Source organism: Streptomyces sp. HUAS TT11, from assembly GCF_051553595.1.
GTDB lineage: Bacteria > Actinomycetota > Actinomycetes > Streptomycetales > Streptomycetaceae > Streptomyces.
The window spans coordinates 4,680,818-4,703,535 of record NZ_CP196184.1 but is presented as its reverse complement, the minus strand read 5'-3'; the positions used below and the strand labels follow the sequence as shown (position 1 = coordinate 4,703,535).

General features: G+C 69.8%; 16 protein-coding genes. 8 read left to right on the top strand and 8 right to left on the bottom strand.

The genetic code is table 11. The features are described from left to right. The first annotated feature begins 72 nt into the window (after positions 1-72). The 4 genes from ACSHXN_RS20985 to ACSHXN_RS20970 all read left to right on the top strand — a co-directional run bounded on the left by ACSHXN_RS20985 (position 73) and on the right by ACSHXN_RS20970 (position 4,854). A complete protein-coding gene (locus ACSHXN_RS20985) occupies positions 73-1,827 on the top strand; it encodes an SDR family oxidoreductase (RefSeq protein ID WP_438303510.1) in 1,755 nt (584 codons plus the stop codon). A gap of 525 nt (positions 1,828-2,352) precedes the next feature. Beyond that, positions 2,353-2,913: an RNA 2'-phosphotransferase gene (locus ACSHXN_RS20980; protein ID WP_355128580.1), complete on the top strand. Its 561-nt coding sequence runs from the start codon at positions 2,353-2,355 to the stop codon at positions 2,911-2,913. Positions 2,914-2,991: 78 nt separating this feature from the next. Further along, on the top strand, positions 2,992-3,894 hold the full coding sequence (locus ACSHXN_RS20975; protein WP_356108012.1) for an LLM class flavin-dependent oxidoreductase: 903 nt from the start codon (positions 2,992-2,994) through the stop codon (positions 3,892-3,894). A gap of 90 nt (positions 3,895-3,984) precedes the next feature. Beyond that, entirely contained in the window at positions 3,985-4,854 is an 870-nt protein-coding gene (locus ACSHXN_RS20970; RefSeq protein WP_355128584.1) for a Cof-type HAD-IIB family hydrolase, read from the top strand. Between the two features lie 16 nt (positions 4,855-4,870). Here the strand turns inward: ACSHXN_RS20970 and ACSHXN_RS20965 are convergent, their stop codons facing one another. The 5 genes from ACSHXN_RS20965 to hisC all read right to left on the bottom strand — a co-directional run bounded on the left by ACSHXN_RS20965 (position 4,871) and on the right by hisC (position 13,600). Beyond that, positions 4,871-5,920: a M23 family metallopeptidase gene (locus tag ACSHXN_RS20965; RefSeq protein ID WP_355128586.1), complete on the bottom strand. Its 1,050-nt coding sequence runs from the start codon at positions 5,918-5,920 to the stop codon at positions 4,871-4,873. A 135-nt stretch (positions 5,921-6,055) separates the two neighbouring features. Next, positions 6,056-9,604, bottom strand: coding sequence for a thiol reductant ABC exporter subunit CydD (gene cydD / locus ACSHXN_RS20960; RefSeq protein ID WP_438303509.1), 3,549 nt, complete (start codon positions 9,602-9,604; stop codon positions 6,056-6,058). A gap of 55 nt (positions 9,605-9,659) precedes the next feature. After that, a complete protein-coding gene (gene cydB / locus ACSHXN_RS20955; RefSeq protein ID WP_355128590.1) occupies positions 9,660-10,673 on the bottom strand; it encodes a cytochrome d ubiquinol oxidase subunit II in 1,014 nt (337 codons plus the stop codon). A gap of 20 nt (positions 10,674-10,693) precedes the next feature. After that, on the bottom strand, positions 10,694-12,202 hold the full coding sequence (locus ACSHXN_RS20950; protein WP_438303508.1) for a cytochrome ubiquinol oxidase subunit I: 1,509 nt from the start codon (positions 12,200-12,202) through the stop codon (positions 10,694-10,696). A gap of 318 nt (positions 12,203-12,520) precedes the next feature. After that, positions 12,521-13,600: a histidinol-phosphate transaminase gene (gene hisC / locus ACSHXN_RS20945; RefSeq protein ID WP_355794785.1), complete on the bottom strand. Its 1,080-nt coding sequence runs from the start codon at positions 13,598-13,600 to the stop codon at positions 12,521-12,523. Positions 13,601-14,055: 455 nt separating this feature from the next. Here hisC and ACSHXN_RS20940 point away from each other — a divergent pair, with 455 nt between their 5' ends. From ACSHXN_RS20940 to ACSHXN_RS20930, 3 genes are all read left to right on the top strand, one after another. After that, positions 14,056-15,168: a LacI family DNA-binding transcriptional regulator gene (locus tag ACSHXN_RS20940; RefSeq protein WP_355128596.1), complete on the top strand. Its 1,113-nt coding sequence runs from the start codon at positions 14,056-14,058 to the stop codon at positions 15,166-15,168. Between the two features lie 244 nt (positions 15,169-15,412). Next, positions 15,413-16,507 (top strand): metallophosphoesterase, encoded by a 1,095-nt coding sequence (locus ACSHXN_RS20935; RefSeq protein ID WP_355128598.1) that lies wholly within the window; start codon positions 15,413-15,415, stop codon positions 16,505-16,507. Positions 16,508-16,699: 192 nt separating this feature from the next. Then, complete coding sequence (locus ACSHXN_RS20930; protein ID WP_438303506.1) at positions 16,700-17,566, top strand: hypothetical protein; 867 nt, start codon at positions 16,700-16,702, stop codon at positions 17,564-17,566. Positions 17,567-18,121: 555 nt separating this feature from the next. Here ACSHXN_RS20930 and ACSHXN_RS20925 read toward each other — a convergent pair. The 3 genes from ACSHXN_RS20925 to thiC all read right to left on the bottom strand — a co-directional run bounded on the left by ACSHXN_RS20925 (position 18,122) and on the right by thiC (position 21,004). After that, positions 18,122-18,751, bottom strand: a complete 630-nt coding sequence (locus tag ACSHXN_RS20925; RefSeq protein WP_355128602.1) for a pyridoxamine 5'-phosphate oxidase family protein — start codon at positions 18,749-18,751, stop codon at positions 18,122-18,124. A gap of 165 nt (positions 18,752-18,916) precedes the next feature. Further along, positions 18,917-19,060, bottom strand: coding sequence for a hypothetical protein (locus ACSHXN_RS20920; RefSeq protein WP_355128604.1), 144 nt, complete (start codon positions 19,058-19,060; stop codon positions 18,917-18,919). Positions 19,061-19,201: 141 nt separating this feature from the next. Beyond that, positions 19,202-21,004 carry a phosphomethylpyrimidine synthase ThiC gene (gene thiC, locus ACSHXN_RS20915; RefSeq protein WP_438303504.1) on the bottom strand — a complete coding sequence of 601 codons (1,803 nt, stop codon included), beginning with the start codon at positions 21,002-21,004 and terminating at the stop codon, positions 19,202-19,204. Positions 21,005-21,233: 229 nt separating this feature from the next. Between thiC and ACSHXN_RS20910 the strand changes: the two genes are divergently transcribed. Continuing rightward, positions 21,234-22,694 carry a YibE/F family protein gene (locus ACSHXN_RS20910; RefSeq protein WP_438306487.1) on the top strand — a complete coding sequence of 487 codons (1,461 nt, stop codon included), beginning with the start codon at positions 21,234-21,236 and terminating at the stop codon, positions 22,692-22,694. Positions 22,695-22,718: the final 24 nt, after the last annotated feature.

The following is a 22,718-nucleotide window of genomic DNA, read 5'->3' as shown; positions in this document are numbered from 1 at the left end:
GGGCGGCCGCAGCACACCATTCGATCGTGGCGGACCGCGGACCACCGACCGCGGGCGCCGGACGGAGGACGGGTGACTCTCACAGGGGCGCGCGAGCGCCGGGTGCGGACGGGCGGAATCGAGCTGTGCGTCGCCGAGCTGGGAGACCCCGCGCGGCCCACGGTGGTGCTCGTGCACGGTTATCCCGACAGCAAGGAAGTGTGGTCGGAGGTGGCCGACCGGCTCGCCGGCCGTTTCCATGTGGTGCTGTACGACGTCCGCGGGCACGGCCGGTCGACCGCGCCGAGACCACTGCGCGGCGGATTCACGCTGGAGAAGCTGACCGACGACTTCCTGGCGGTCCTGGACGCGGTCAGCCCCGGCCGGCCGGTGCACCTGGTGGGGCACGACTGGGGATCGGTGCAGTCCTGGGAGTTCGTCACCGTCAAGCGCACCGAGGGCCGGATCGCGTCCTTCACCTCGATGTCCGGACCGTCCCTGGATCACTTCGGGCACTGGATCAAGCAGCGCGTGCGGCGTCCGACCCCCCGCCGGGTGGGCCAACTGCTCGGCCAGGGCGCGAAGTCCTGGTACGTGTACCTGTTGCACACGCCCGTCCTGCCGGAGCTCGCGTGGCGCGGTCCGCTCGGCCGCCGGTGGCCCGGGGTCCTGCGACGGATCGAGAAGGTGCCCGGCGGTGACTATCCGACCCCGTCCCTTCCCGCGGATGCCGCTCATGGCGCCTGGTTGTACCGCGACAATGTGCGGTCCCGGCTGAGCCGTCCACGCACCGACGCCCATGCGCATGCTCCCGTCCAGCTGATCACGCCCCTCGGGGACGCATTCCTCTCCGAGCGGCTCTACGACGAACTGGAGCGGTGGGTACCGCAGTTGACCCGTCACACGCTCCCCGCCAAACACTGGATCCCGCGCACCCGGCCGGACCGGGTGGCAGGCTGGATCTCGGAGTTCGTGACAGCCGTCGAGAGCGGAGATCCGGCACCGGCGGCGAACGGCCGGTACGCGCAGCGGTTCGCGGGACAACTCGTGCTGGTGACCGGCGCGGGCAGCGGCATCGGGCGGGCCACGGCGCTCGCCTTCGCCGAGGCCGGAGCGCGTGTGGTGGCCGTCGACCGGGACGCGGAGGGAGCCGCCCGCACCGCGGAGCAGGCCCGGTCGAACGGCGCCCGGTCGGCATGGGCCGAGACGGTCGACGTCTCCGACGAGCAGGCCATGGAGAAGCTCGCCGAAAAGGTCGCCGCCGAGTACGGGGTCGTGGACGTACTGGTGAACAACGCCGGTATCGGGCTGTCCGGTTCGTTCTTCGACACGACCACCGACGACTGGCGCAGGGTCCTCGACGTCAACTTGTGGGGGGTGATTCACGGTTGCCGTCTCTTCGGGCGGAAGATGGCCGAGCGGGGGCAGGGCGGCCACATCGTCAACGTCGCCTCGGCTGCGGCGTATCAGCCCTCCAGGGCACTGCCCGCCTACAGCACTTCCAAGGCCGCGGTCCTGATGCTCAGCGAGTGCCTGCGCGCGGAGCTGGCCGGGCGGGACATCGGCGTGTCGGCGGTCTGCCCCGGCTTCGTCCACACGAACATCACGTCGACCGCGCGGTTCACGGGCGTGGACGCGGCGGAGGAGAAGCGGCGGCAGGAGAGGACGGCGCGCCTGTACGGCCTGCGCGGATACCCGCCGGAGAAGGTCGCCGACGCGATCCTGCGGGCCGTCGTACGCAACCAGGCGGTCGTACCGGTCACCCCCGAGGCACGGGGTGCGCGCCTGATGTCCCGCTTGGCTCCGAAGGCACTGCGGGCGATCGCCCGGATCGATCCACCGCTGTGAAGGCCGAGTTGGGGTCGGTCGCGGCATCCTTCGCCATCTACGCTGCTTCTGGGTGCTGTTCATGCGCCCAAGGGCCATCGGGCCTTCCCCTGCGCCTGGTTCGCTCCGCTTCGACGTCCGTCGGACAGCCCCGGTCCACGGCCCGTTCCGGCCGGCTTCGAGGCCCGACCGCCTCGGATCAACTCAGATCTGCTTGACGGGTGTTGAGGTTGAGATGTTCGGCGTGATGGCCGCCACTCACCGATCAGGCGAACGGGCAATTCGCCTTGTTCACCCGTAGGTTCCGACAAGAACTCCTGCCGCGCCCGTCATGGCACGCCCGCAACTCCATTCCCGTGAAGGGCGCTTGATCCCACGGGATGCAGACCTCACTCCAGCGACTCCAGTTGCCGAACCCGCCTCTTTCACTTACAAGTTGTCCACAGAATTGCCAAGTAGCCTGTGGATAACCACACTTGGCTGTGGACCAAACATCGACGGTGAAATCAGATGCGTGATCCACGTCTCGTCCCTCACGCTGGAGACATGAAGGACGAGAACGACGACAGACGCACCGTGAAGGTGTCGAAGTACCTCTCGAAGCATCTGCGGCACCAGCCGGAGCGGATCGGGCTCACCCTCGACGAGGCCGGCTGGGTGGAGATCGACACGCTGCTCGCCGCAGCCGCCGCACACGGCTTCCGGATCACGCGCGACGAACTGGACCATGTGGTCGCCGCCAATGACAAAAAGCGCTTCGCCGTCGAGGGCGGCCGCATCCGTGCCAGCCAGGGCCACAGCGTCGACGTCGACCTGGGGCTGCCTCCGGCCACCCCGCCCGCGTACCTCTACCACGGGACCGTCGCGCGCCATCTGGACGCGATCCGGGCGGAGGGCCTGCGGCCGATGAACCGCCACGACGTCCACCTCTCGCCGGACCGCGAGACCGCCACCCGCGTCGGCGCCCGCCGCGGCCGGCCGGTCGTCCTCGGCGTGGACGCGGAGGCCATGCACCGCGACGGCCATGTCTTCCATGTCAGCGCCAACGGGGTATGGCTGACCCGGTCCGTACCGCCGCGCTATCTGCGTTTCCCCGGCCCGCACTGACCCGTCGCCCGCACCGCGCGGCGCCCGCTGTTCCGGCCTGTGATCCGGCCACCACCTGCACCCCCGTACGCTCGACGTATGAGTCTGCGTCTGAGCACCGTGATCCTGCCCCACCTCCGCTGGCACGAGGGCGGGCGTGCCGCCTGGCAGCGTGCGGAGCAGCTCGGTTTCCACACCGCGTTCACCTACGACCACCTGTCGTGGCGGTCCTTCCGCGACGGCCCGTGGTTCGGCGCGATCCCCACTCTGACGGCCGCGGCCTCCGTGACGCAGGGTATGCGCCTCGGCACGCTGGTGACCTCGCCGAACTTTCGGCACCCGGTCACCCTCGCCAAGGAGCTGATCTCCCTCGACGACATCTCCGGTGGCCGGATCACGCTCGGCATCGGTGCGGGGGGTACCGGCTTCGACGCCACCGCGCTCGGCCAGGAACCCTGGACCCCGCGCGAGCGTGCCGACCGGTTCGGGGAGTTCCTCCCGCTGCTCGACCGGCTGCTCACCGAGGACTCCGTCTCGTACGAGGGCCGGCATTACTCGGCGGACGAGGCACGCAACATCCCCGGCTGTGTCCAGCGGCCCCGCCTGCCGTTCGCGGTCGCCGCGACGGGACCCCGCGGTCTGCTGCTCGCCGCGCGACACGGTCAGGCCTGGGTGACCACCGGCGACCCGAACCTGTACGAGACCGGCACCCCCGAGCAGTCGGTCCAGGCGCTGCGCACGCAGACCGAGAAGCTGGCCGAGGCGTGCGCCACGGCCGGCCGCGACGCGACGGAGCTCGACAAGGTCCTGCTCACCGGCTTCACCCCGGACCGCGCCCGTCCCCTGGAGTCCCTCGACGCGTTTGTCGACTTCGCCGGCCGGCACCAGGAACTGGGCTTCACCGACCTCGTGGTCCACTGGCCCATCCCCGACTCCGACTTCGCGGCGGACGAGAAGGTCTTCGAACGGATCGCCCTGGAGGCACCCGCACAGCTGGGCTGACCGTGACGGAGGGTGGCACCGGGGAGTGTTATCACTCACCTGTGCGGACTTTCGCACGATCGTGCGGGCATATGCGCGAGAATGAGGCCCGTGACCTCAGCGACCCGACAGCCCGAGACCCCTGCCTCCATCGTTCCGCCCCGTCTGATCGCGACCGATCTCGACGGCACCCTCCTGCGCGACGACAAGTCGGTCTCCGAGCGCACGGTCGCCGCACTGGCCGCCGCCGAGGAGGCCGGTGTCGAGGTGTTCTTCGTCACGGGCCGCCCGGCCCGCTGGATGGACGTCGTCAGCGACCACGTGCACGGACACGGACTGGCGATCTGCGGCAACGGCGCCGCCGTGGTCGATCTGCACGGCGGCCCGGGCACCCACCGCTTCGTCAAGGTCCGGGAGCTGCCCCGGGACAACGCGGTGGACGCCGTACGCCTGCTGCGGGACGCCGCGCCCGGCACGGTCTATGCCATCGAGCAGACGTACGGCTTCTACCAGGAACCGGACTACCCCAAGCTGCACATGGAGAGCCCGGATCTCCGCGCGCCCGCCGAGGAACTGCTCGCCCGGGACGCCCCGGGCACCCGGCAGCCGGTGCTCAAGATCCTCGCCTACCACCCGGACCTGGACCCGGACGCCTTCCTCACCCTCGCCCGGCTCACCGTCGGCAACCGGGCGACCATCACCCGGTCCAGCCCCAGCGCACTGCTGGAGATCAGTGGTCCCGGCGTCTCCAAGGCGAGCACGCTGGCGCTGTGCTGCGCCGAACGCGGTATCTCGCACGAAGAGGTCGTCGCCTTCGGTGACATGCCGAACGACGTGGAGATGCTGTCCTGGGCGGGGCAGTCGTACGCCATGGGCAATGCACACCCGGACGTGATCGCGGCGGCGTCGGGGCGGACCGTGGCCAACAACGAGGACGGGGTGGCCGTCGTGATCGAGCGGATCCTCGCGGAACGGCTGTAGTCGCCGGCGAGGCACGTCACACCTTCACGCCCCGGGCCGCCAGCCAGGGCACCGGATTGACACCCGACCCGAACTGCGGTGTGGACCGGACCTCGAAGTGCAGATGGGGACCGGTCGAGTTGCCCGTCGTTCCCGACTGGGCGATCCACTGCCCGGCCGTCACCCGGTCACCCGGGCCGACGGTGACGGCGGCGAGATGGGCGTACTGGGTGCAGAAGCCGCCCGCATGCTTGATCACGACCTCCATGCCGAACGCGCCCCCGCACGTCACGCGCACCACCTGCCCGGCCCCGACGGCCCGCACCGGCGACCCGATGGGCACCGCGAAGTCCTGGCCGGTGTGCCCGCGCGCCCAGTGGCTGCCCCCACTGCCGAACCCGGCGGACAGCCGATATCCCTCCACGGGCGTCACCCATGGGTGCCCGATTCTCCGCCGCGGCTGCTGGAGATGGACGGCGCCCCGGCAGGTCCTCGTGGCCGCGGCTGCGTCGGCCTGGCGCTGAAGTACTGCTCGCGCGACGTCCAGCTTCGTCTGAAGGGTCCGGTTCCGCGTGGCCAGGACCCCGTTCTGCTTCTGCAGCGCCCGCCACCGCGCCGAAGCGCGGGTCCGTTCCCTGATGAGGCGGGTCTCCACCGCACGGCTTCTGGCCACCGCGTCGGCGACCGCGAGGTCCACACGGGCGAGCGCGTCATGAGTCTGCATCAGTTCGCGGGTGCTGTCCGGGAGCAGCGAGGTGTAGGAGACCCCTCCGCTCTGGCGGTACTGCGCGCGGGCTATTCGTCCGAGGTCCTTGTGCAGGGCCGTCATCACCGTGCGCGCACGGACGAGGAGCTTCTCGTCCCTACTGGCTATCGAACGCTGCGTCTCGGACTCGCGACGCACCGTCTCGTACTGCCCCGCCACCACGGCGGCGTCGTCGTTCAGCCGCGCCACCAGGACGCTGGCGCCGGCGGCCGCGTCGACACCCGACGCCCCGTCGGCGGCCGCGGCGGACCGACCCGGCAACACCGCGACGGTGCACAGCAGCAGGGAAACAACCAGGGGACAACAGTGAGATGATCGCATGTCAATGATCGTGGCCCGTGTCGCCGCCGCGGTCCTGTTGACGTCCTACGCCCGGGGGACAGGACGACCACATATGGCCCAGTGGCTTCCCCCGCGAGAGGGTCGGCCACTGCTCCGTCCGCCACACCGTGCCGCCTAGCGGACTTCGGCGGGTTCCCGAGCGGCCGGCACGGCGCGCACCGCCCGGTCGCCCAAGAGGTCGCCGCGGGCCTCCCGTTCCAGCATCTCCCGCAACGGTCCGTCCGTCGTTGCGAGTTCGGCGTAGGGACCGCGCTGGGCCACATGGCCCTCCGCGAGCACGATCACCTCGTCGACCGCCTCGAGACCGGCCAGCCGATGGGTGATCAGCAGCGTCGTACGACCCTCCGTGGCGGCCAGCAGATCCGCCGTGAGCGCGTCCGCCGTCGGCAGGTCGAGGTGTTCCGCGGGCTCGTCCAGGACCAGGACGGGGAAGTCGGCGAGCAGGGCCCGCGCCAGTGCGAGCCGCTGCCGCTGCCCCCCGGACAGTCGTGCGCCGTGCTCGCCGACCAAGGTGCCGAGGCCGTCGGGGAGTCCGTCCGCCCAGTCGAGCAGACGGGCCCGCGCGAGCGCGTCGCGCAGCTCCGCCTCATCCGCGTTCTTCCGCGCGAGCAGCAGGTTCTCCCGCACGGAACTGTCGAAGAGATGCGCATCCTGCGCGCACAACCCGACCATGCGTCGCACATCGTCCCCTTCGAGGGCGTACGCATCGGTGCCACCCAGCGTGTAGGAACCGCCGTCCGCGTCCAGGAACCGCAGCAGAACCTGCGCGAGTGTCGTCTTGCCCGCGCCCGACGGGCCCACCACGGCGACCCTGCGGCCCTGGCCCAGCGTGAGGTCGAATCCGCTCAGGGCATCCCGGTCCTGTCCGTCGTGACGGGCGGTCAGCCCTTCCAGGACGAGCGGGAAGGGTGACGGAGGCGCCTGTCGCGGCAGGTCCGGTTCACGCACCGGCTCCGGGGCGTCCAGCACCTCGTACACGCGCTCCGCGCTCCTGCGCACGCGCTGCCGGTACTGCACGGCGAGCGGCAGCCCCATCACCGCCTCGAACGCGGCCAGCGGGGTCAGCACCACGACGGCCATCGCCACCCCGTGGAGCCGGCCGTCGGCCACGGCCACGGCGCCGACGAGGGCGGCGGCCGCGACGGTCAGCCCGGTGACGAGCGCGGTGAGTCCGTCGCCGAGCGCGGTGGCCGTGGCGGCGCGGGAGGCGATACGGGTGAGGACTCCGTCCGCCCGCCGTGTCTCGGCCGTCCGCTCGGGCAGCGCACCCGCGACCGTCAATTCAGCGGTCCCGGTGAGCAGGTCCGTCACCCGGATCGCCAACGCGCCCCGGGCGGGCGCCAGTCTCCGCTCCGCGCGCTGTGCCACGGCGCCGGTCACCAGGGGTACGCCTACGCCGGCCGCCAGCAGCCCGACGGCCAGGACGGCACCGGCCTCGGGCAGCAGCCAGGCGGTGAAGCCGACGGAGCCGGCCGACACGACGAGCGCTGCGCCCACGGGCAGCAGCCAGCGCAGCCAGTAGTCCGACAGCGTGTCCACATCGGCGACGAGGCGCGTCAGCAGATCACCGCGCCGGGTCGTCCGCAATCCGGCCGGGGCGAGCCGTTCCAGTCGGCGGTACACCGCCACCCGGGTGTCGGCCAGCATCCGCAGCACCGCGTCGTGCGACACGAGCCGCTCCGCGTACCGGAACACCGCCCGCCCGATGCCGAACGTCCGCGTCGCCGTCACGGCGACCATCAGATAGAGCACAGGGGGCTGCTGAGAAGCTCGCGAGATGAGCCAGCCGGACGTGGCCATCAGCCCGACGGCGCTCGCCGGCGCGAGGCTGCCGAACAGCAGCGCAAGGGTGAGCCGTCCGCGCCGAGGGCCCGCCATGGCCCGGACGCGGGCGAAGAGGCCGGCGGGCCGCGACGGAGCGGTGACGGGTATCCGCTCGTCGTGTGCCGCTGCTCCCAGCGTTGTCGCCTGACGGGGCGGCGGTACGGACCCTGCCCGGTCGGGACCGCTCGTGACGGCGTGCTCCTGCGCTTCGAGCCGCACCACCCGGTCCGCCAACGCGAGCAGCGCCGGCCGGTGCACAACGAGCAGCACCGTACGGCCGACGGCCAGACGGCGCACCGCCTCCACGATGTCCGCCTCGGTCGCTCCGTCCAGGGACGCCGTCGGCTCGTCGAGCAGCAGCACCGGCCGGTCGGCGAGGAACGCCCGTGCCAGTGCGAGTCGTTGCCGCTGCCCCGCGGACAGTCCGGCACCGTCCTCGCCGAGCACCGTGTCCGCACCGGCGGGCAGGGCGTCGACGAACTCCAGCGCCCCGGCATCGGCCAGCGCACCCCGTACCGCGGCGTCGTCCGCGTCCGGCCGGGCCAGCCGTACGTTCTCGGTGACGGTGCCCGCGTACAGATGCGGTCGCTGCGGCACCCATGCGATCCGCGAGCGCCACTCGTCGAGATCGGCGGTGTCGAGGTCGGCACCCCCGACGCATACGCGCCCCTCATCGGGCCGGACGAAGCCGAGCAGTACGTTCAGCAGCGTGGTCTTGCCGGCGCCGCTCGGCCCGACGAGGGCGACCGTCTCACCGGCCCCGACCGACAAGGACACCGCCGACACCGCATCGGAGGACCGTCCGGGGTACCGCACGCTCACGCCCTCGAAGGTGATCTCCCCGTCCGGAAGCCACCGGGTCCCACGGGCGGGCACGGGGGTCTCCAGCACCGCGAAGATCTCCTCCGCCGCGGAAAGGCCCTCCGCCGCCGCGTGGTACTGCGCGCCCACCTGCCGCAGCGGCAGATACGCCTCCGGCGCGAGGACGAGGATGACAAGCCCGATGTACAGATCCATGTCGCCGTGGACGAGTCGCATGCCGATGGTCACCGCGACGAGCGCGACCGAGATCGTGGCGAGCAACTCCAGCGCGAAGGACGACAGGAACGCGATCCGCAGTGTCCGCATCGTCGCCCGCCGGTACTCACCGGTGATCCGCTTGATGGACTCCGCCTGCGCCTTGGCCCTGCCGAACACCTTGAGCGTCGGCAGCCCGGCGACCACGTCGAGGAAATGCCCGGACAACCGGGACAGCAGCCGCCACTGCCGGTCCATCTGCGACTGAGTGGCCCAGCCGATCAGCATCATGAAGAGCGGGATGAGCGGAAGCGTTGCGACGATGATCGCCGCCGACACCCAGTCCTCGGTCACGATCCGTGCGAGCACCGCCACCGGCACGACGACCGCCAGACCCAACTGCGGGAGGTACCGGGAGAAGTAGTCGTCGAGGGCGTCGACACCTCGGGTGGCCAGAGCTACCAGTGATCCGGTCCGCTGATCGGCGAGCCACCCGGGGCCGAGTGCCCCAGCCCGCTCCAGCAGTCGCCGGCGCAATTCGGACTTCACGGCCGCACTCGCTCGGTGTGCGGCGAGTTCGGTGAGCCAGGAGACCACGGCCCGGCCGGCCGCCACCGCGACCAGGAGCACCAGGGGTGTGCGCAGTTCGGCGGCCGAGTGGTGGTGCTGGAAGGCGCCCACCACCACCTCGGAGATCAGCATGGCTTGGGCGATGACCAGTGCGGCCCCGACGGCACCCAGCCCGACGACCGCCACCAGGAAGAGCCGGGTGGCCCGCGCGTAGCGGAGGAGCCGCGGATCGATCGGTTTCACGTGAAACATGCCTTTCCGGACGGGGGACAGGCGTTTCGCGTGAAACGCCCGTCCCGACCAGAACTCAGTGCGTGGCTCCTGCGGCGTCGGCGATGTGCTGCGTGCCGATGCGCTTGCGGAACACCCAGTACGTCCATCCCTGGTAGAGCAGGACGAGCGGCGTGGCGATACCGGCGCACCACGTCATGATCTTCAGGGTGTAAGGGCTCGACGAGGCGTTGCTCACCGTCAGACTCCAGTCCGCGTCGAGCGTGGACGGCATGACGTTCGGAAACAGCGTCAGGAAGAGCATCGCGACCGCTGCCACGACGGTGACACCGGAGAGCGCGAACGCCCATCCCTCACGTCCGGCCTGGTTCGCCACGAGGGCCACGACGAGCGCGGCCACCGCCACGATCATGGCGACCAGACTCTTGCCGTCGCCCTGGTCGATCTGTGCCCAGACGAGGAAGAGCAGTGCCAGGACGGCCGTCACCAGTCCGACCCACCGGGCCAGCCTCCGGGCCCGTTCCCGGATGTCCCCGACGGTCTTGAGCGCCGTGAACACCGTGCCGTGGAAGGTGAACAGGGTCAGCGTCACCAGACCGCCGAGGAGCGCGAAGGGGTTCAGCAGATCCCCGACACCGCCCACGTACTCGAGGTTCCGGTCGATCTTGACGCCCCGCACGATGTTGGCGAAGGCCACACCCCACAGAAAGGCGGGGATCAGCGAGGTCCAGAAGATCGCGGTCTCCCAGTTGCGCTGCCAGTTCTCCTCGGGCCGCTTCGCCCGGTACTCGAAGGCGACACCGCGCACGATCAGGCAGACCAGGATGACCAGCAGCGGCAGATAGAACCCGGAGAAGAGCGTGGCGTACCACTCGGGGAACGCCGCGAAGGTCGCGCCGCCCGCGGTGAGCAGCCACACCTCGTTGCCGTCCCAGACGGGCCCGATCGTGTTGATCAGCACCCGCCGCTCCGGCCGGTTGCGAGCCAGCAGCTTGGTGAGGATGCCCACTCCGAAGTCGAAGCCCTCCAGGAAGAAGTAGCCGATCCAGAGAACCGCTATGAGGACGAACCAGACGTCGTGAAGTTGCATGATCTGAGCGCTCCCTCGGCCTAGTACGAGAAGGCCATCGGCTTGTCGGCGTCCATGGAGTCGCCGCCGATCTTTGTGGGCGGATGGAGATCGGACTCGCTGAGCTCCGGCGGTCCGGCCTTGACGTACTTGACGAGCAGCTTGACCTCGATGACCGCGAGAATCGCGTACAGCAGTGTGAACACGGTCATGGACGTGAGGACCTCGCCCTGGGACACACCGGGGGAGACCGCGTCACGGGTGCGCAGCACGCCGTAGACGACCCACGGCTGGCGACCCATCTCGGTGAATATCCAGCCCCAGGAGTTGGCGATGAGCGGGAAGCCCAGGGTCAGGACGGCTGTGCGCCAGTACCACGTGGTGAGCCTCGGGCCGAGCGGCTCCTTCAGGAAGAGGACCAGATGCGGCACCTCGTCCTCACCCACCCGCAGATGGGCCGGGAGCAGGAACTTCTTACGGGTGAGCCAGAGTCCGGCGAGCCCGATGGTGAAGGACGCCATGCCGAAGCCGATCATCCAGCGGAATCCCCAGAAGGTGACGGGGATGATCGGACGGTAGTCACCGGGGCCGTACTTCTGCTGCTCCGCGCTGTTGGTGTCGTTGATGCCGGGGACGTAGGAGCTGAAGTCGTCGTTGGCCAGGAAGGACAGAAGACCCGGGACGGACAGCTCGACGCTGTTGTGTCCCTTGCTGACGTCGCCGTAGGCGAAGATCGAGAAGGGTGCGGGGCTCTCGCCGTCCCACAGGGCCTCGGCGGCGGCCATCTTCATCGGCTGCTGCTTGAACATGACCTTGCCGAGGAGGTCACCGCTGACCGCGGTCAGCAGGCCGGCGATGACGACGGTGACCAGACCGAGCCGCAGCGAGCTCTTCATCACGGAGATGTGCTTCTTGCGCAGCAGGTGGTAGGAGGCGATGCCGACCATGAACGCGCCGCCCGTGAGGAAGGCCGCGGACAGGGTGTGGAAGACCTGGGTGAGCGTGGTGTTCTGGGTCAGGACCTGCCAGAAGTCGGTGAGTTCGGCGCGGCCCTTCTCCTTGTTGATCCGGTAGCCGACCGGATGCTGCATCCAGGAGTTGGCCGCGAGGATGAAGTACGCCGACAGGATCGTGCCGATGGACACCATCCATATGCAGGCGAGGTGGATCTTCTTCGGCAGCTTGTCCCAGCCGAAGATCCACAGACCGATGAAGGTGGACTCGAAGAAGAAGGCTATGAGTGCCTCGAAGGCGAGCGGGGCACCGAAGATGTCCCCGACGAAGCGCGAGTAGGCGGACCAGTTCATGCCGAACTGGAACTCCTGGACGATGCCGGTGACGACACCCATCGCGATGTTGATCAAGAAAAGCTTGCCCCAGAACTTCGTGGCCCGGAGGTACTTCTCCTTCTCCGATCGCACCCAGGCCGTCTGCAGACCGGCCGTCAGCGCTGCGAGCGAGATCGTCAGCGGAACGAACAGGAAGTGGTAGACGGTGGTGATACCGAACTGCCATCGCGCCAGAGTCTCCGGTGCCAAAGCCATGTCCACGTCATGTTCTCCTTACGTCGCCGTGGTCACAAGCGGCGGCTTGCCCCGTTTGCCCCAGACATCAGGGGACCAATCGGGACGCGTTTGTGAACGCGTTCACATTCACAAGCAATTATGGCGCATAGGGGTTCGAGACCGGATGGGTGGGGGGTCCCTTAAGCCGACGGCCGATCGGCCCGGGACCGGGACCGGCCGGCCCATGGCGCGACCCGGCCGCTTCCGCCGGTCCCGGAGACCGGCGGGCCCGAACGCACTCGGCGTGCCCTCACCGCCACGGGGACGGTGGGGGCACGCCGATGCACGCCGGTGCGAGGGCCGCTAGCCCTCCCTGGGGAAGCCCTCCGCGACCTTCATGAAGATGTCGTTCCCCTCGGCCTCGCCGATCGTCACCCGCACCCCTTCACCCGGGAAGGGCCGCACGACCACGCCGGCCTGCTCGCAGACGCCCGCGAAGTCCATGGTCCGCTCCCCCAGCCGCAGCCACAGGAAGTTCGCCTGCGTCTCGGGCACCGTCCAGCCCTGGGCGCGCAGGGCGTCCACGACCCGGGCGCGCTCGCCCACCAACGAGCCGACGCGGCCCAGCAGTTCGTCCTCCGCCCGCAGCGAGGCGATCGCCGCCTCCTGTGCCAGCTGGCTCACACCGAACGGCACCGCCGTCTTGCGCAGCGCCGCGGCCACCGGCTCATGGGCGATCGCGAAGCCGACACGCAGCCCCGCGAGGCCGTAGGCCTTGGAGAAGGTGCGCAGCACGCAGACGTTCGGCCGCCGACGGTACAGCTCGACGCCGTCCGGCACCCGGACGTCGCGGATGAACTCCCGGTAGGCCTCGTCGAGCACGACCAGCACATCGTCCGGTACCCGGTCCAGGAAGCGCTCCAGCTCCTCCCTGCGCACCACCGTGCCGGTCGGGTTGTTGGGGTTGCAGACGAAGATCAGCCGGGTGCGGTCGGTGATCGCGTCCGCCATCGCGTCCAGGTCGTGCACGTCGCCCGGGGTGAGCGGCACCTGCACCGGGGTCGCACCACTGATCCGCGTGATGATCGGGTACGCCTCGAAGGAGCGCCAGGCGTAGATCACCTCGTCACCCGGGCCGCTCGTGGCCTGCAGCAGCTGCTGGGCGACCCCGACCGAGCCCGTCCCGGTCGCGAGGTGCGCCCGGGGCACCCCGAAGCGCTCCGACAACTCGTCCATCAGGCCCGTGCACGCCATGTCCGGGTAGCGGTTGAAGGAACACGCCGCCGCGGTCACGCTCTCCAGCACGCCCGGAAGCGGGGGGTAGGGGTTCTCGTTCGAGGACAGCTTGTAGCCCGCCGGACCGCCCGTCTCGGCAGGCTTCCCGGGCTTGTAGGTGGGGATGTCCTCCAGCACGGCACGCAGCCTCGGGCTCGTCTCGCTCACCGCAGTCCTCCTCGCGCACACCACCGCCCGTGGCCCGCCACCGGCGTCCAATGCTTCTCACCTTATGAGGATTCGGCGCCGCTGCGAATGGGCTGTGGACAACCGTGTGCGCCTCCGTTCCCGTCCCCGCGAAAACGGCGGCGCATCAGCGTACGAACCGGGGCGCATCACCGCCCGAAGGCGTGTGAGCCCGGGGGGCGCGTCACCGACTTTCGTGCGCGCCCGTGGCTCACGCCCTGGCGCGCATCCCTCGTGAAGGTGAGTTGAGACCTCTTCGAAATATGGCGACCTTGGCAGGCCCATACGTGCCGACAAGTCACGTACTGATGTTGGATCGATCAAGTCTCTTGGGTTCCCAGGCATTTGACGGATATTGACCATGCAGAAACGTGCCTGTCAACGGGTGCATATGCGTCCGCACTACCCCACCGCATGAGCCCTACTATCGGCTCGCCATGACAGCAGCAGGGAAGCACCAGGTGAGCCGGGCGGAGACCTCCCGCCGAGGAAGCCGACAGGGACGGGCGGGCATCAGAGATGTGGCCGCCGCCGCCGGGGTCTCCATCACGACCGTCTCCGACGCCCTCAACGGCAAGGGCCGGCTGCCGGACGCCACCCGACGCCACGTTCGCGAGGTCGCCGACCGGCTGGGGTATCGCCCCTCGGCCGCGGCCCGCACCCTCCGTACCGGCAAGTCGGGCCTGATCGGTCTGACCGTGACGACGTACGGGGATGAACCTTTCACCTTCACCGAGTTCGCGTACTTCGCGGAAATGGCCAGAGCCGCCACCTCGGCCGCGCTCGCCCGGGGCTACGCGCTGGTGATCCTGCCGGCGACCTCGCGCCACGACGTGTGGTCGAACGTCGCCCTGGACGGCACGGTCGTGATCGACCCGTCGGACCAGGACCCGGTGGTCAGCGAGCTGGTCCGACAGGGCTTACCCGTCGTCTCCGACGGCCGCCCGGCCGGTTCGCTCCCGGTCACCGCCTGGGTCGACAACGACCACGAGGCAGCGGTCCTGGGCATCCTCGACCACCTCGCGGAGGCGGGCGCCCGCCGGATCGGGTTGCTGACCGGCACCACCACGGACACCTACACCCACCTGTCCACGACCGCCTACCTGAACTGGTGCGAGCGCGTCGGGCAGGAGCCCGTCTACGAGGCCTATCCGGCTCACGACCCGTGCGCGGGCGCCGTCGCCGCCGACCGTCTGCTGGCCCGTCCCGACCGTCCCGACGCGGTCTACGGGCTCTTCGACCCGAACGGCACCGACCTGCTGGCGGCCGCCCGCCGATACGGACTGCGCGTCCCCGACGACCTGCTGCTCGTGTGCTGCAGCGAGTCCGCCGTGTACGCCAACACCGAGCCTCCGGTCACGACGCTCTCGCTGAAGCCCCGCCGGATCGGCACGGCGGTGGTCCAGCTCCTCATCGACGCCATCGAGGGAGTGCAGTCGGAGCGGCCCGTCGAGCAGGTGATACCGACGGAACTGATCGTCCGTACGTCGTCCGAGCGACGCCCGCCGCGTACGACCGTCAGTCCGCCCCGGTCGCCCGAGCAGGGGTAGCCGCGGGCGACCCGCGGGCGACGCACGGATGGCCCGCGGGCGGCCGAAGGGCCGGCCGTCGACAGGGGAAAGCTCCACCCATTTAGGGCGAAAGCCACGGTGATCCGGGGCCCTTCCCCGATTCACCACCCCTGGGTCATCACATGGCGCGATCCGCATTCCTATGATGGGCCCACGACACCGCGGGCCGCTGCGACCAGGCAGTCCGAAGCGGTGCAGATGCGGCGCAATGGTGGAGGGGTCGATGACTCAGGGGGCCGGTCAGGGACCCGAGGCGGAGCAGGCGGCGACGTTGCGTGACTTCCGGGTGCCCGGGTACGTCCACGAGCCCGGTCCGTACGCCCAGAACACGCCCCCCGGCCAGGTCGCCCCGACCGCCGCACCGCCGGCGGCCTACCCCGACGGGTACTCCGCCGACTACACGCCCACCGAGCGTGACCTCCCCGTCGTCAATCGCGGCGACACCCTCCAGACCGGCGTCGACCCCGCGTCCGTCCCGGCCCAGCAGCCCGGCGAGGGACCGGGGCCGCTGTTCGTGGTCGGGGACGTCCACGGCTTCCTCGACCAGCTCGTGGCCGCGCTCCAGGACAAGGGCCTCATCGACGCCGCCGGCAACTGGTCCGCCGGCACGGCGCGGCTGTGGTTCCTGGGGGACTTCACCGACCGCGGTCCCGACGGCATCGGTGTCATCGATCTCGTGATGCGGCTGTCGGCCGAGGCCGCCGCGGCGGGTGGCTACTGCAAGGCGCTCATGGGCAACCACGAGCTGCTGCTCCTCGGCGCCAAGCGGTTCGGCGACACCCCCGTCAGCTCCGGCGCGGGAACGGCCACCTTCCAGGCGGCCTGGCTGCTCAACGGCGGCCAGAAGACGGACATGGACCGCCTGCAGGATCACCACCTCCAGTGGATGGCCCGTCTGGACGCGGTGGAGGAGGTCGACGGACATCTTCTGGTCCACTCGGACACCACCGCGTACCTCGACTACGGCGACTCGATCGAAGCGGTCAACGACACCATCCGCGAGACGCTCACGCGCAACGACGCGGACGAGGTGTGGGACATGTTCCGGAAGTTCACCAAGCGCTTCTCCTTCCGCGACGAGGGCGGTGCCGACGCCGCACGGTCCCTGCTGGAGATGTACGGCGGCCGGCGCGTCGTCCATGGCCACAGCCCCATCCCCTATCTGCTGGGCCAGGTCGGCTCGGAGGAGGGCGAGGACAACACCGGACCGGTGGTCGAGGGTCCGCACGTGTACGCGGACGGGCTGGCGATCGCGATGGACGGCGGAGTGACCATGGCCGGGAAGCTGCTCGTCCAGCAACTCCCCTTGGAACGCTAGAGGTTCACGCGGCACGTGACCCCGGCACAGTACCGCCGCGGACCATGCGGCAGGGCGTGCAATTTCCTGAAACCCCCTGTCACCGGGTGCCGTCGCCGCTCTACCATCGGCTTATCCGTAGCAGGCTCCCCTCCGTTTCTGCCCGACGGCTCGTCAGCATGCCGAGCCCCAAGCCCTACGGAGCATCGGGGGATGCACATGAACAGCGTTCCGCAGCACCTGCTGAGCGAGGACCGCCAGGATTACGAGCGGATCCTCGATGAGGCGCTGCGCTCCGCACCACACCGCCCGGAACTGGCCGCTGTGGGACAGCGGCTCAACCCCGAACAACTGCGCACCATGGCGCTGAACGCCACCGCTCTCATCACGGCGGCGGCAGCGGCCGAGTACCACCACTACGTGAAGGTCCGCGAGGAACTGCGCCGACCGGCGCCGTCCACCCCGCCCGTCCACGACAGCAGCTCCCGCTCCCTGGAACAGAAGATGGACGGCCTGGGGCTCGCCGCCACCATGGGAGAGGCCGCCGCGAGCGCCGGAGCCGGTGCCGTCGTCGCGGTGCTCGCTCCCTTCCTCGCCGGTGCCGCCGCGGTGATCTTCCTGCTCGTCGGATACATCCTCAAGATGGTCGATCCCGACCAGGCCTTCGCCCGTACCCTCCTGACCACCGGGTGGGTCTTCGGCGCGATGACGGCGGCGACGATCCTCATCGCCGCGATAGGCCTGCTGATCACCGCCCTGCGCAACAGCTCCGCCGAGGACGAACCGGGCCCGCAGGGCGAGTTGGCCCTGGAGGTGGCCCGAGCCAGGGAATCCTGGCGAGACGCCCTGCTGGAGCGCGGGATCCTGCCGTTCCTCCGCGAGGCGCTCGCCGACCCGGGTACGGCCGCGATGAGCCGGAAGACTCCGGAAACGACCCCCAGCCGCATCCCGCACCTCGGGTACGACCGCCCGGGGTTCAGCAGCCCCGACAGCGGCGCCTCCGCGGGACCGCGGCCCAGCTTCAGCAGCCCGGACTTCACCAGCCCGGACTTCGGGGGGCCGGAGCACCGACCGGAGTGAGGCGGCGCCGGCCGACCGTGCCGGTGCCACCGGCGCCGACGGCACCGAGAGTGCCGCCGGGTGCCGGTGCCCCGGGCCGAGGGCCCCGCCACGGCGTCCACGGGCTCGCGCCGCTTCGACGGCCGGGGAGGAGCCATCGTCTCGCCGAGACCCGTGGAGGCCGTGCGGCGCACCGGAAAGACCGCTGCCGACGGGCGCCGCCGGGAATCTGCTTCGGGCAGCGCTCATCGGGTTCCGGTGGGGGTCGACTCGCGCAGAGCGCGGCCCGCCGGGTGGGCCCGCGAACCGTCGGCAGGCCTTCCGGATGACGATCAGGATCGTGCTCGACGTCCCCCTGCCGCCAGGACAGTAGGGCCCGCGCCGTCGCCCCGCCGCCGATGAACGTCACCGCCTGCCCTCGGCCGAGGGCAGGCGGCTGTTGTACGTCCTTGCAGCGGACATCGTCGTTGCCCTGCCGTCACCTGTGGGCGTGGCCTCGTCCTCACCGCCGGCCGGCGTGCCGGTTGCCGCGCCGCTCCACCCGCCGTGTCCGTGTCGCCGGACCGGTGGCGGCGATCAGCCGTACAGGCGCTTTCCGTACTGCGGGCCGTAGTGCTGTTCGAGTTCCTCCAGGCTCTCCGGACGGTGCTCCAGGGTCTTGGCGATCAGGGAGCGCGGCGGGGCGGCGTCCGGGTTCCAGCTCTCCGGCTTCCAGAGCCCGGCCCGCAACACGGCTTTCGGGCAGTGGTAGAAGACCTCGTCGACCTCGATCAGCAGCGCCAGCTTCGGGCGATTCCCCTTCACCACCATCTGCTCGAAGAACGGGGCGTCCTGGAGGATGCGCGCCCGTCCGTTGATGCGCAGGGTGTCACTGCGGCCGGGAACCAGGTACAGCAGCCCGACCTGCGGATTGGTCAGTATGTTGCGGAACCCGTCGCCGCGCCGGTTGCCGGGCCTGTCGGGTATGGCGATCGTGGTGTCGTCGACAACCAGCGTGAAACCGGCGGGATCGCCCTTCGGCGACGTGTCGCAACTGCCGTCGGCGGCGGAGGTCGACACCAGGCAGAACGACGACGCGGCCAACCACTGCTTGTCGAGCTCGTGCAGGCTGGTCCGCACCTTGTCCGCCGCCGCCGGCGTCGGTTCTCCGAGCAGCGCGCCCAGCTCCTCGAGTGACGTCACCTCGACGAGATCCTTGGAGACCACGACCCACCCCCTCCGTCCGGCACGTGATCGCGTGGCCGAGAGTAGAGGAGTTCGCTTCGAACGGGCAGTTCCCGCTCACCCCGAACTCCTCGGACTTCTGCGGCATCCTCGCTGAGGCGTCGCGAGGCGCGAGCCGCCCGGATCGCCCGTCGGGTCGTGAGCTGTTCAGAGCAGCCGCAGTTCCGGCAGGTAGGTGATCACCACAACGACGCACGCCGGCTTCCTCGTGATCGAACGCCCCAGCCACACCGGGTATGTTCCGTCCCCGCCGGTGCAGAAGGAGACGAGATCACTGCCGGCCCGTTCCAAGCCTCACCGATGGTCCGAAGGGACCGTGGCGGCGACATGCGACAACGGCCGGAGCCACAACGCGGGTGGGCGGGAGACACGCGCCATCACGACGGGCGGTGCCCGTGATCGACCGACAACCACGGGCACCGTCCGGAAACATCAGTCCGCGATCGGCAGATACACCCGGTTCCCGCTCTCCGCGAACTCCTTCGACTTCTGGAGCATCCCCTCGGCGATCTCCTCGGCGGACGCTCCCTCGGACGCGGCGCCGCCGAACCGCTCCGTGATGCTCTGGCTGATCTTCATCGAGCAGAACTTCGGTCCGCACATCGAGCAGAAGTGGGCCGTCTTGGCCGGTTCGGCCGGAAGGGTCTCGTCGTGGAAGGCGCGGGCCGTGTCCGGATCGAGGGCCAGATTGAACTGGTCCTCCCAGCGGAACTCGAAGCGTGCGTCGGACAGCGCGTCGTCCCAGGTCCGGGCGCCCGGATGCCCCTTGGCGAGGTCGGCCGCATGGGCGGCGATCTTGTAGGTGATGACGCCGGTCTTGACGTCGTCACGGTTGGGCAGACCCAGATGCTCCTTGGGCGTGACGTAACAGAGCATGGCCGTGCCCCACCAGGCGATCATCGCCGCACCGATACCGGAGGTGATGTGGTCGTACGCGGGCGCGATGTCCGTCGTCAGCGGCCCCAGCGTGTAGAACGGGGCCTCGTCGCAGACCTCCTGCTGCAGATCGATGTTCTCCTTGATCTTGTGCATCGGGACATGCCCCGGGCCCTCGATCATGGTCTGCACATGGAAGCGCCGGGCGATCCGGTTGAGTTCCCCGAGGGTGCGCAGCTCCGCGAACTGTGCCTCGTCGTTGGCGTCGGCGATCGAGCCCGGTCGCAGTCCGTCGCCCAGCGAGTAGGTGACGTCGTACGCCGCGAGGATCTCGCAGAGTTCCTCGAAGTTCTCGTAGAGGAAGGACTCCTTGTGGTGTGCGAGGCACCATGCCGCCATGATCGAACCGCCGCGGGAGACGATCCCGGTCTTCCGGTTCGCGGTCAGCGGCACATACGGCAGCCGCACACCCGCGTGCACCGTCATGTAGTCCACGCCTTGTTCGGCCTGCTCGATGACCGTGTCCTTGTAGATGTCCCAGGTCAGCTCCTCGGCCTTCCCGTCGACCTTCTCGAGGGCCTGGTACAGCGGCACCGTGCCGATCGGCACGGGGGAGTTGCGCAGCACCCACTCGCGCGTGGTGTGGATGTTGCGGCCGGTGGACAGATCCATGACCGTGTCGGCGCCCCACCGGGTCGCCCAGGTCATCTTCTCGACCTCCTCCTCGATGGAGGACGTCACCGCCGAGTTGCCGATGTTGGCGTTCACCTTCACCAGGAACCGCTTGCCGATGATCATCGGCTCGATCTCCGGGTGATTGACATTGGCGGGGAGAACCGCACGACCCGCCGCGATCTCCTCGCGTACGACCTCGGGCGACATGTTCTCCCGGATCGCCACGAACTCCATCTCGGGTGTGATCTGGCCGCGCTGCGCGTAGGCGAGTTGTGTGACCGCCTCGCCGGTACGACCTCGACGCGGTTGGCGCGGTCGGCCCGGGAAGACCGCGTCGAGGTTGCGCAGACCCCCACGCGGCGAGGTGTGCTTGATCCCGTCGTCCTCGGGACGGACGGGCCGCCCCGCGTACTCTTCGGTGTCTCCGCGAGCGACGATCCAGTTCTCTCGCAGCGGTGTCAGGCCCCTGCGGACGTCCGTCTCCACCAGCGGATCGGTGTACGGGCCGGAGGTGTCGTACAGCGTGACCGACTGCCCGTTGGTGAGATGCACCTGACGGACCGGCACCCGCAGATCGGGGCGCGAACCCTCGACGTACGCCTTGTGCCATCCGATGGACTGTCCGGCTTCCGAGGACATGTGCTCCTGATCGGAGGCAGGCGTGTGCGCATCCTTGTTGGTCATGAGACCTACTCCCTACGCCGGCATTACCCGGTAACAGGTTCAGCGGTCGACGCAGCGGTTTCCGCCCCACGATGTTCCACGTGAAACATCGCGTCCACGGAGGTCAGCGCCCTCTCAGCCCGGTGCTCCGAGCTCCCGCGTGTGCAAAGGTCCTCTCACGCTAGCGTCTAATTCCGCGGCCTGCACAGTAGGCCTCGCGCCATCTTGCAATGATCGGTCGGTGACCTCGATGCAGCACCCGCCCCCCTATCCGCCCTCGGGGCCGCCTCACGGCCGCGGTCCGGGCGACCGGCACAACCATGGCCATGGAGGGGGTCACGGGCCCGGGGACGGGCAGGGAGGCGGCCATGGCCACGGCTCCGGCGACGGAAACGGGTCCGAGGACGGCAACGGGCCCGGCGGGCACGGCCGCTCCCACAGCCATGGACCCGCCGCCCCCGTCTCCCGCCATCTGCGCAGAGTCATCGCGGCGATCCTCATCCCCTTCACCGCGGCGGTCGTCGTCGGCCTCGTGGTGCTGTGGCCCGGCGGCGTACCGGACCACAAGCGGACCGGTGTCGGCTTCGACCGGCAGACCCAGCAGGCGACGGTCACCACGGTCGTGGCGGTGGACTGCAAGTCCGTGAACGCCTCGGGTGAGACACCGACCGGCGACACCTCTACCGCCGAGGGTTCCTCCGCACAGCAAGAGGCGGGCGGTACCTGCAAGAAGGCGACGATCCGCGTCGACACCGGCAATGGCAAGGGCCGTACGTTCACGGAGATCGTCCAGCCGGACCAGTCACGGCAGTTGCACCAGGGCGAGAAGGTCGTGGTCGCCTATGAGCCCTCCGCGCCCAAGGACCTGCAGTACTCGGTCACCGATGTGAACCGCAAGTTCCCCATGGCCCTGCTCGCCGGCCTCTTCGCGGTCGCCGTGGTGGTCGTGGGCCGGTTGCGCGGCGTCATGGCGCTCGTCGCGCTGGCCGTGAGTTTCCTGGTGCTGAGCCTCTTCATCCTGCCCGCGATTCTGCAGGGCTCGAACCCACTGCTCGTGGCCGTGGTCGGATCGAGCGCCATCATGCTGATCGCCCTCTATATGTGCCACGGCCTTTCGGCACGCACCTCGGTGGCGGTGCTCGGCACCCTCATCTCACTGTCGCTGATCGGTCTGCTGGGCTCGGAGTTCATCGACTGGGCCGCGCTGACCGGGAACACGGACGACAACACCGGTCTGATCCATGGCCTGTACCCGCACATCGACATGAGCGGTCTGCTGCTCGCCGGCGTCATCATCGGCTCGCTGGGCGTTCTCGACGATGTGACGGTGACCCAGACGTCGGCGGTCTGGGAGCTCCACGAGGCGAACCCCTCGGTGGGGTGGCGCGGCCTCTACCGCGCGGGCATCCGCATCGGACGCGACCACATCGCATCCGTCGTGAACACACTCGTTCTGGCGTACGCGGGTGCCGCGCTGCCCCTGCTGCTGCTCTTCTCGATCGCGCAGAGCGGCGTGGTGACGGTCGCCAACAGCGAGTTGGTCGCCGAGGAGATCGTGCGGACGCTTGTGGGATCGATCGGGCTGGTGGCGTCCGTGCCGGTCACCACCGCCCTGGCCGCCCTCATGGTCTCGGCCGACCGTCCGGAGACGGCGGCGGCCGCGGACATGGCCCCGGCGCGCGGGGGACGGGGGCGCCGCCGGAGGCGGTGATCCGCTGGAGCGATCGGTCGCCCG

Coding starts and splice junctions, on each gene's coding strand:
- thiC (WP_438303504.1), bottom strand. CDS start 21,004: ATGACCAACAAGGATGCGCACACGCCTGCCTCCGATCAGGAGCACATG.
- cydB (WP_355128590.1), bottom strand. CDS start 10,673: ATGCAACTTCACGACGTCTGGTTCGTCCTCATAGCGGTTCTCTGGATC.
- ACSHXN_RS20980 (WP_355128580.1), top strand. CDS start 2,353: ATGAAGGACGAGAACGACGACAGACGCACCGTGAAGGTGTCGAAGTAC.
- ACSHXN_RS20965 (WP_355128586.1), bottom strand. CDS start 5,920: ATGCGATCATCTCACTGTTGTCCCCTGGTTGTTTCCCTGCTGCTGTGC.
- ACSHXN_RS20940 (WP_355128596.1), top strand. CDS start 14,056: ATGACAGCAGCAGGGAAGCACCAGGTGAGCCGGGCGGAGACCTCCCGC.
- cydD (WP_438303509.1), bottom strand. CDS start 9,604: ATGTTTCACGTGAAACCGATCGATCCGCGGCTCCTCCGCTACGCGCGG.
- ACSHXN_RS20930 (WP_438303506.1), top strand. CDS start 16,700: ATGCACATGAACAGCGTTCCGCAGCACCTGCTGAGCGAGGACCGCCAG.
- ACSHXN_RS20935 (WP_355128598.1), top strand. CDS start 15,413: ATGACTCAGGGGGCCGGTCAGGGACCCGAGGCGGAGCAGGCGGCGACG.
- ACSHXN_RS20975 (WP_356108012.1), top strand. CDS start 2,992: ATGAGTCTGCGTCTGAGCACCGTGATCCTGCCCCACCTCCGCTGGCAC.
- ACSHXN_RS20910 (WP_438306487.1), top strand. CDS start 21,234: ATGCAGCACCCGCCCCCCTATCCGCCCTCGGGGCCGCCTCACGGCCGC.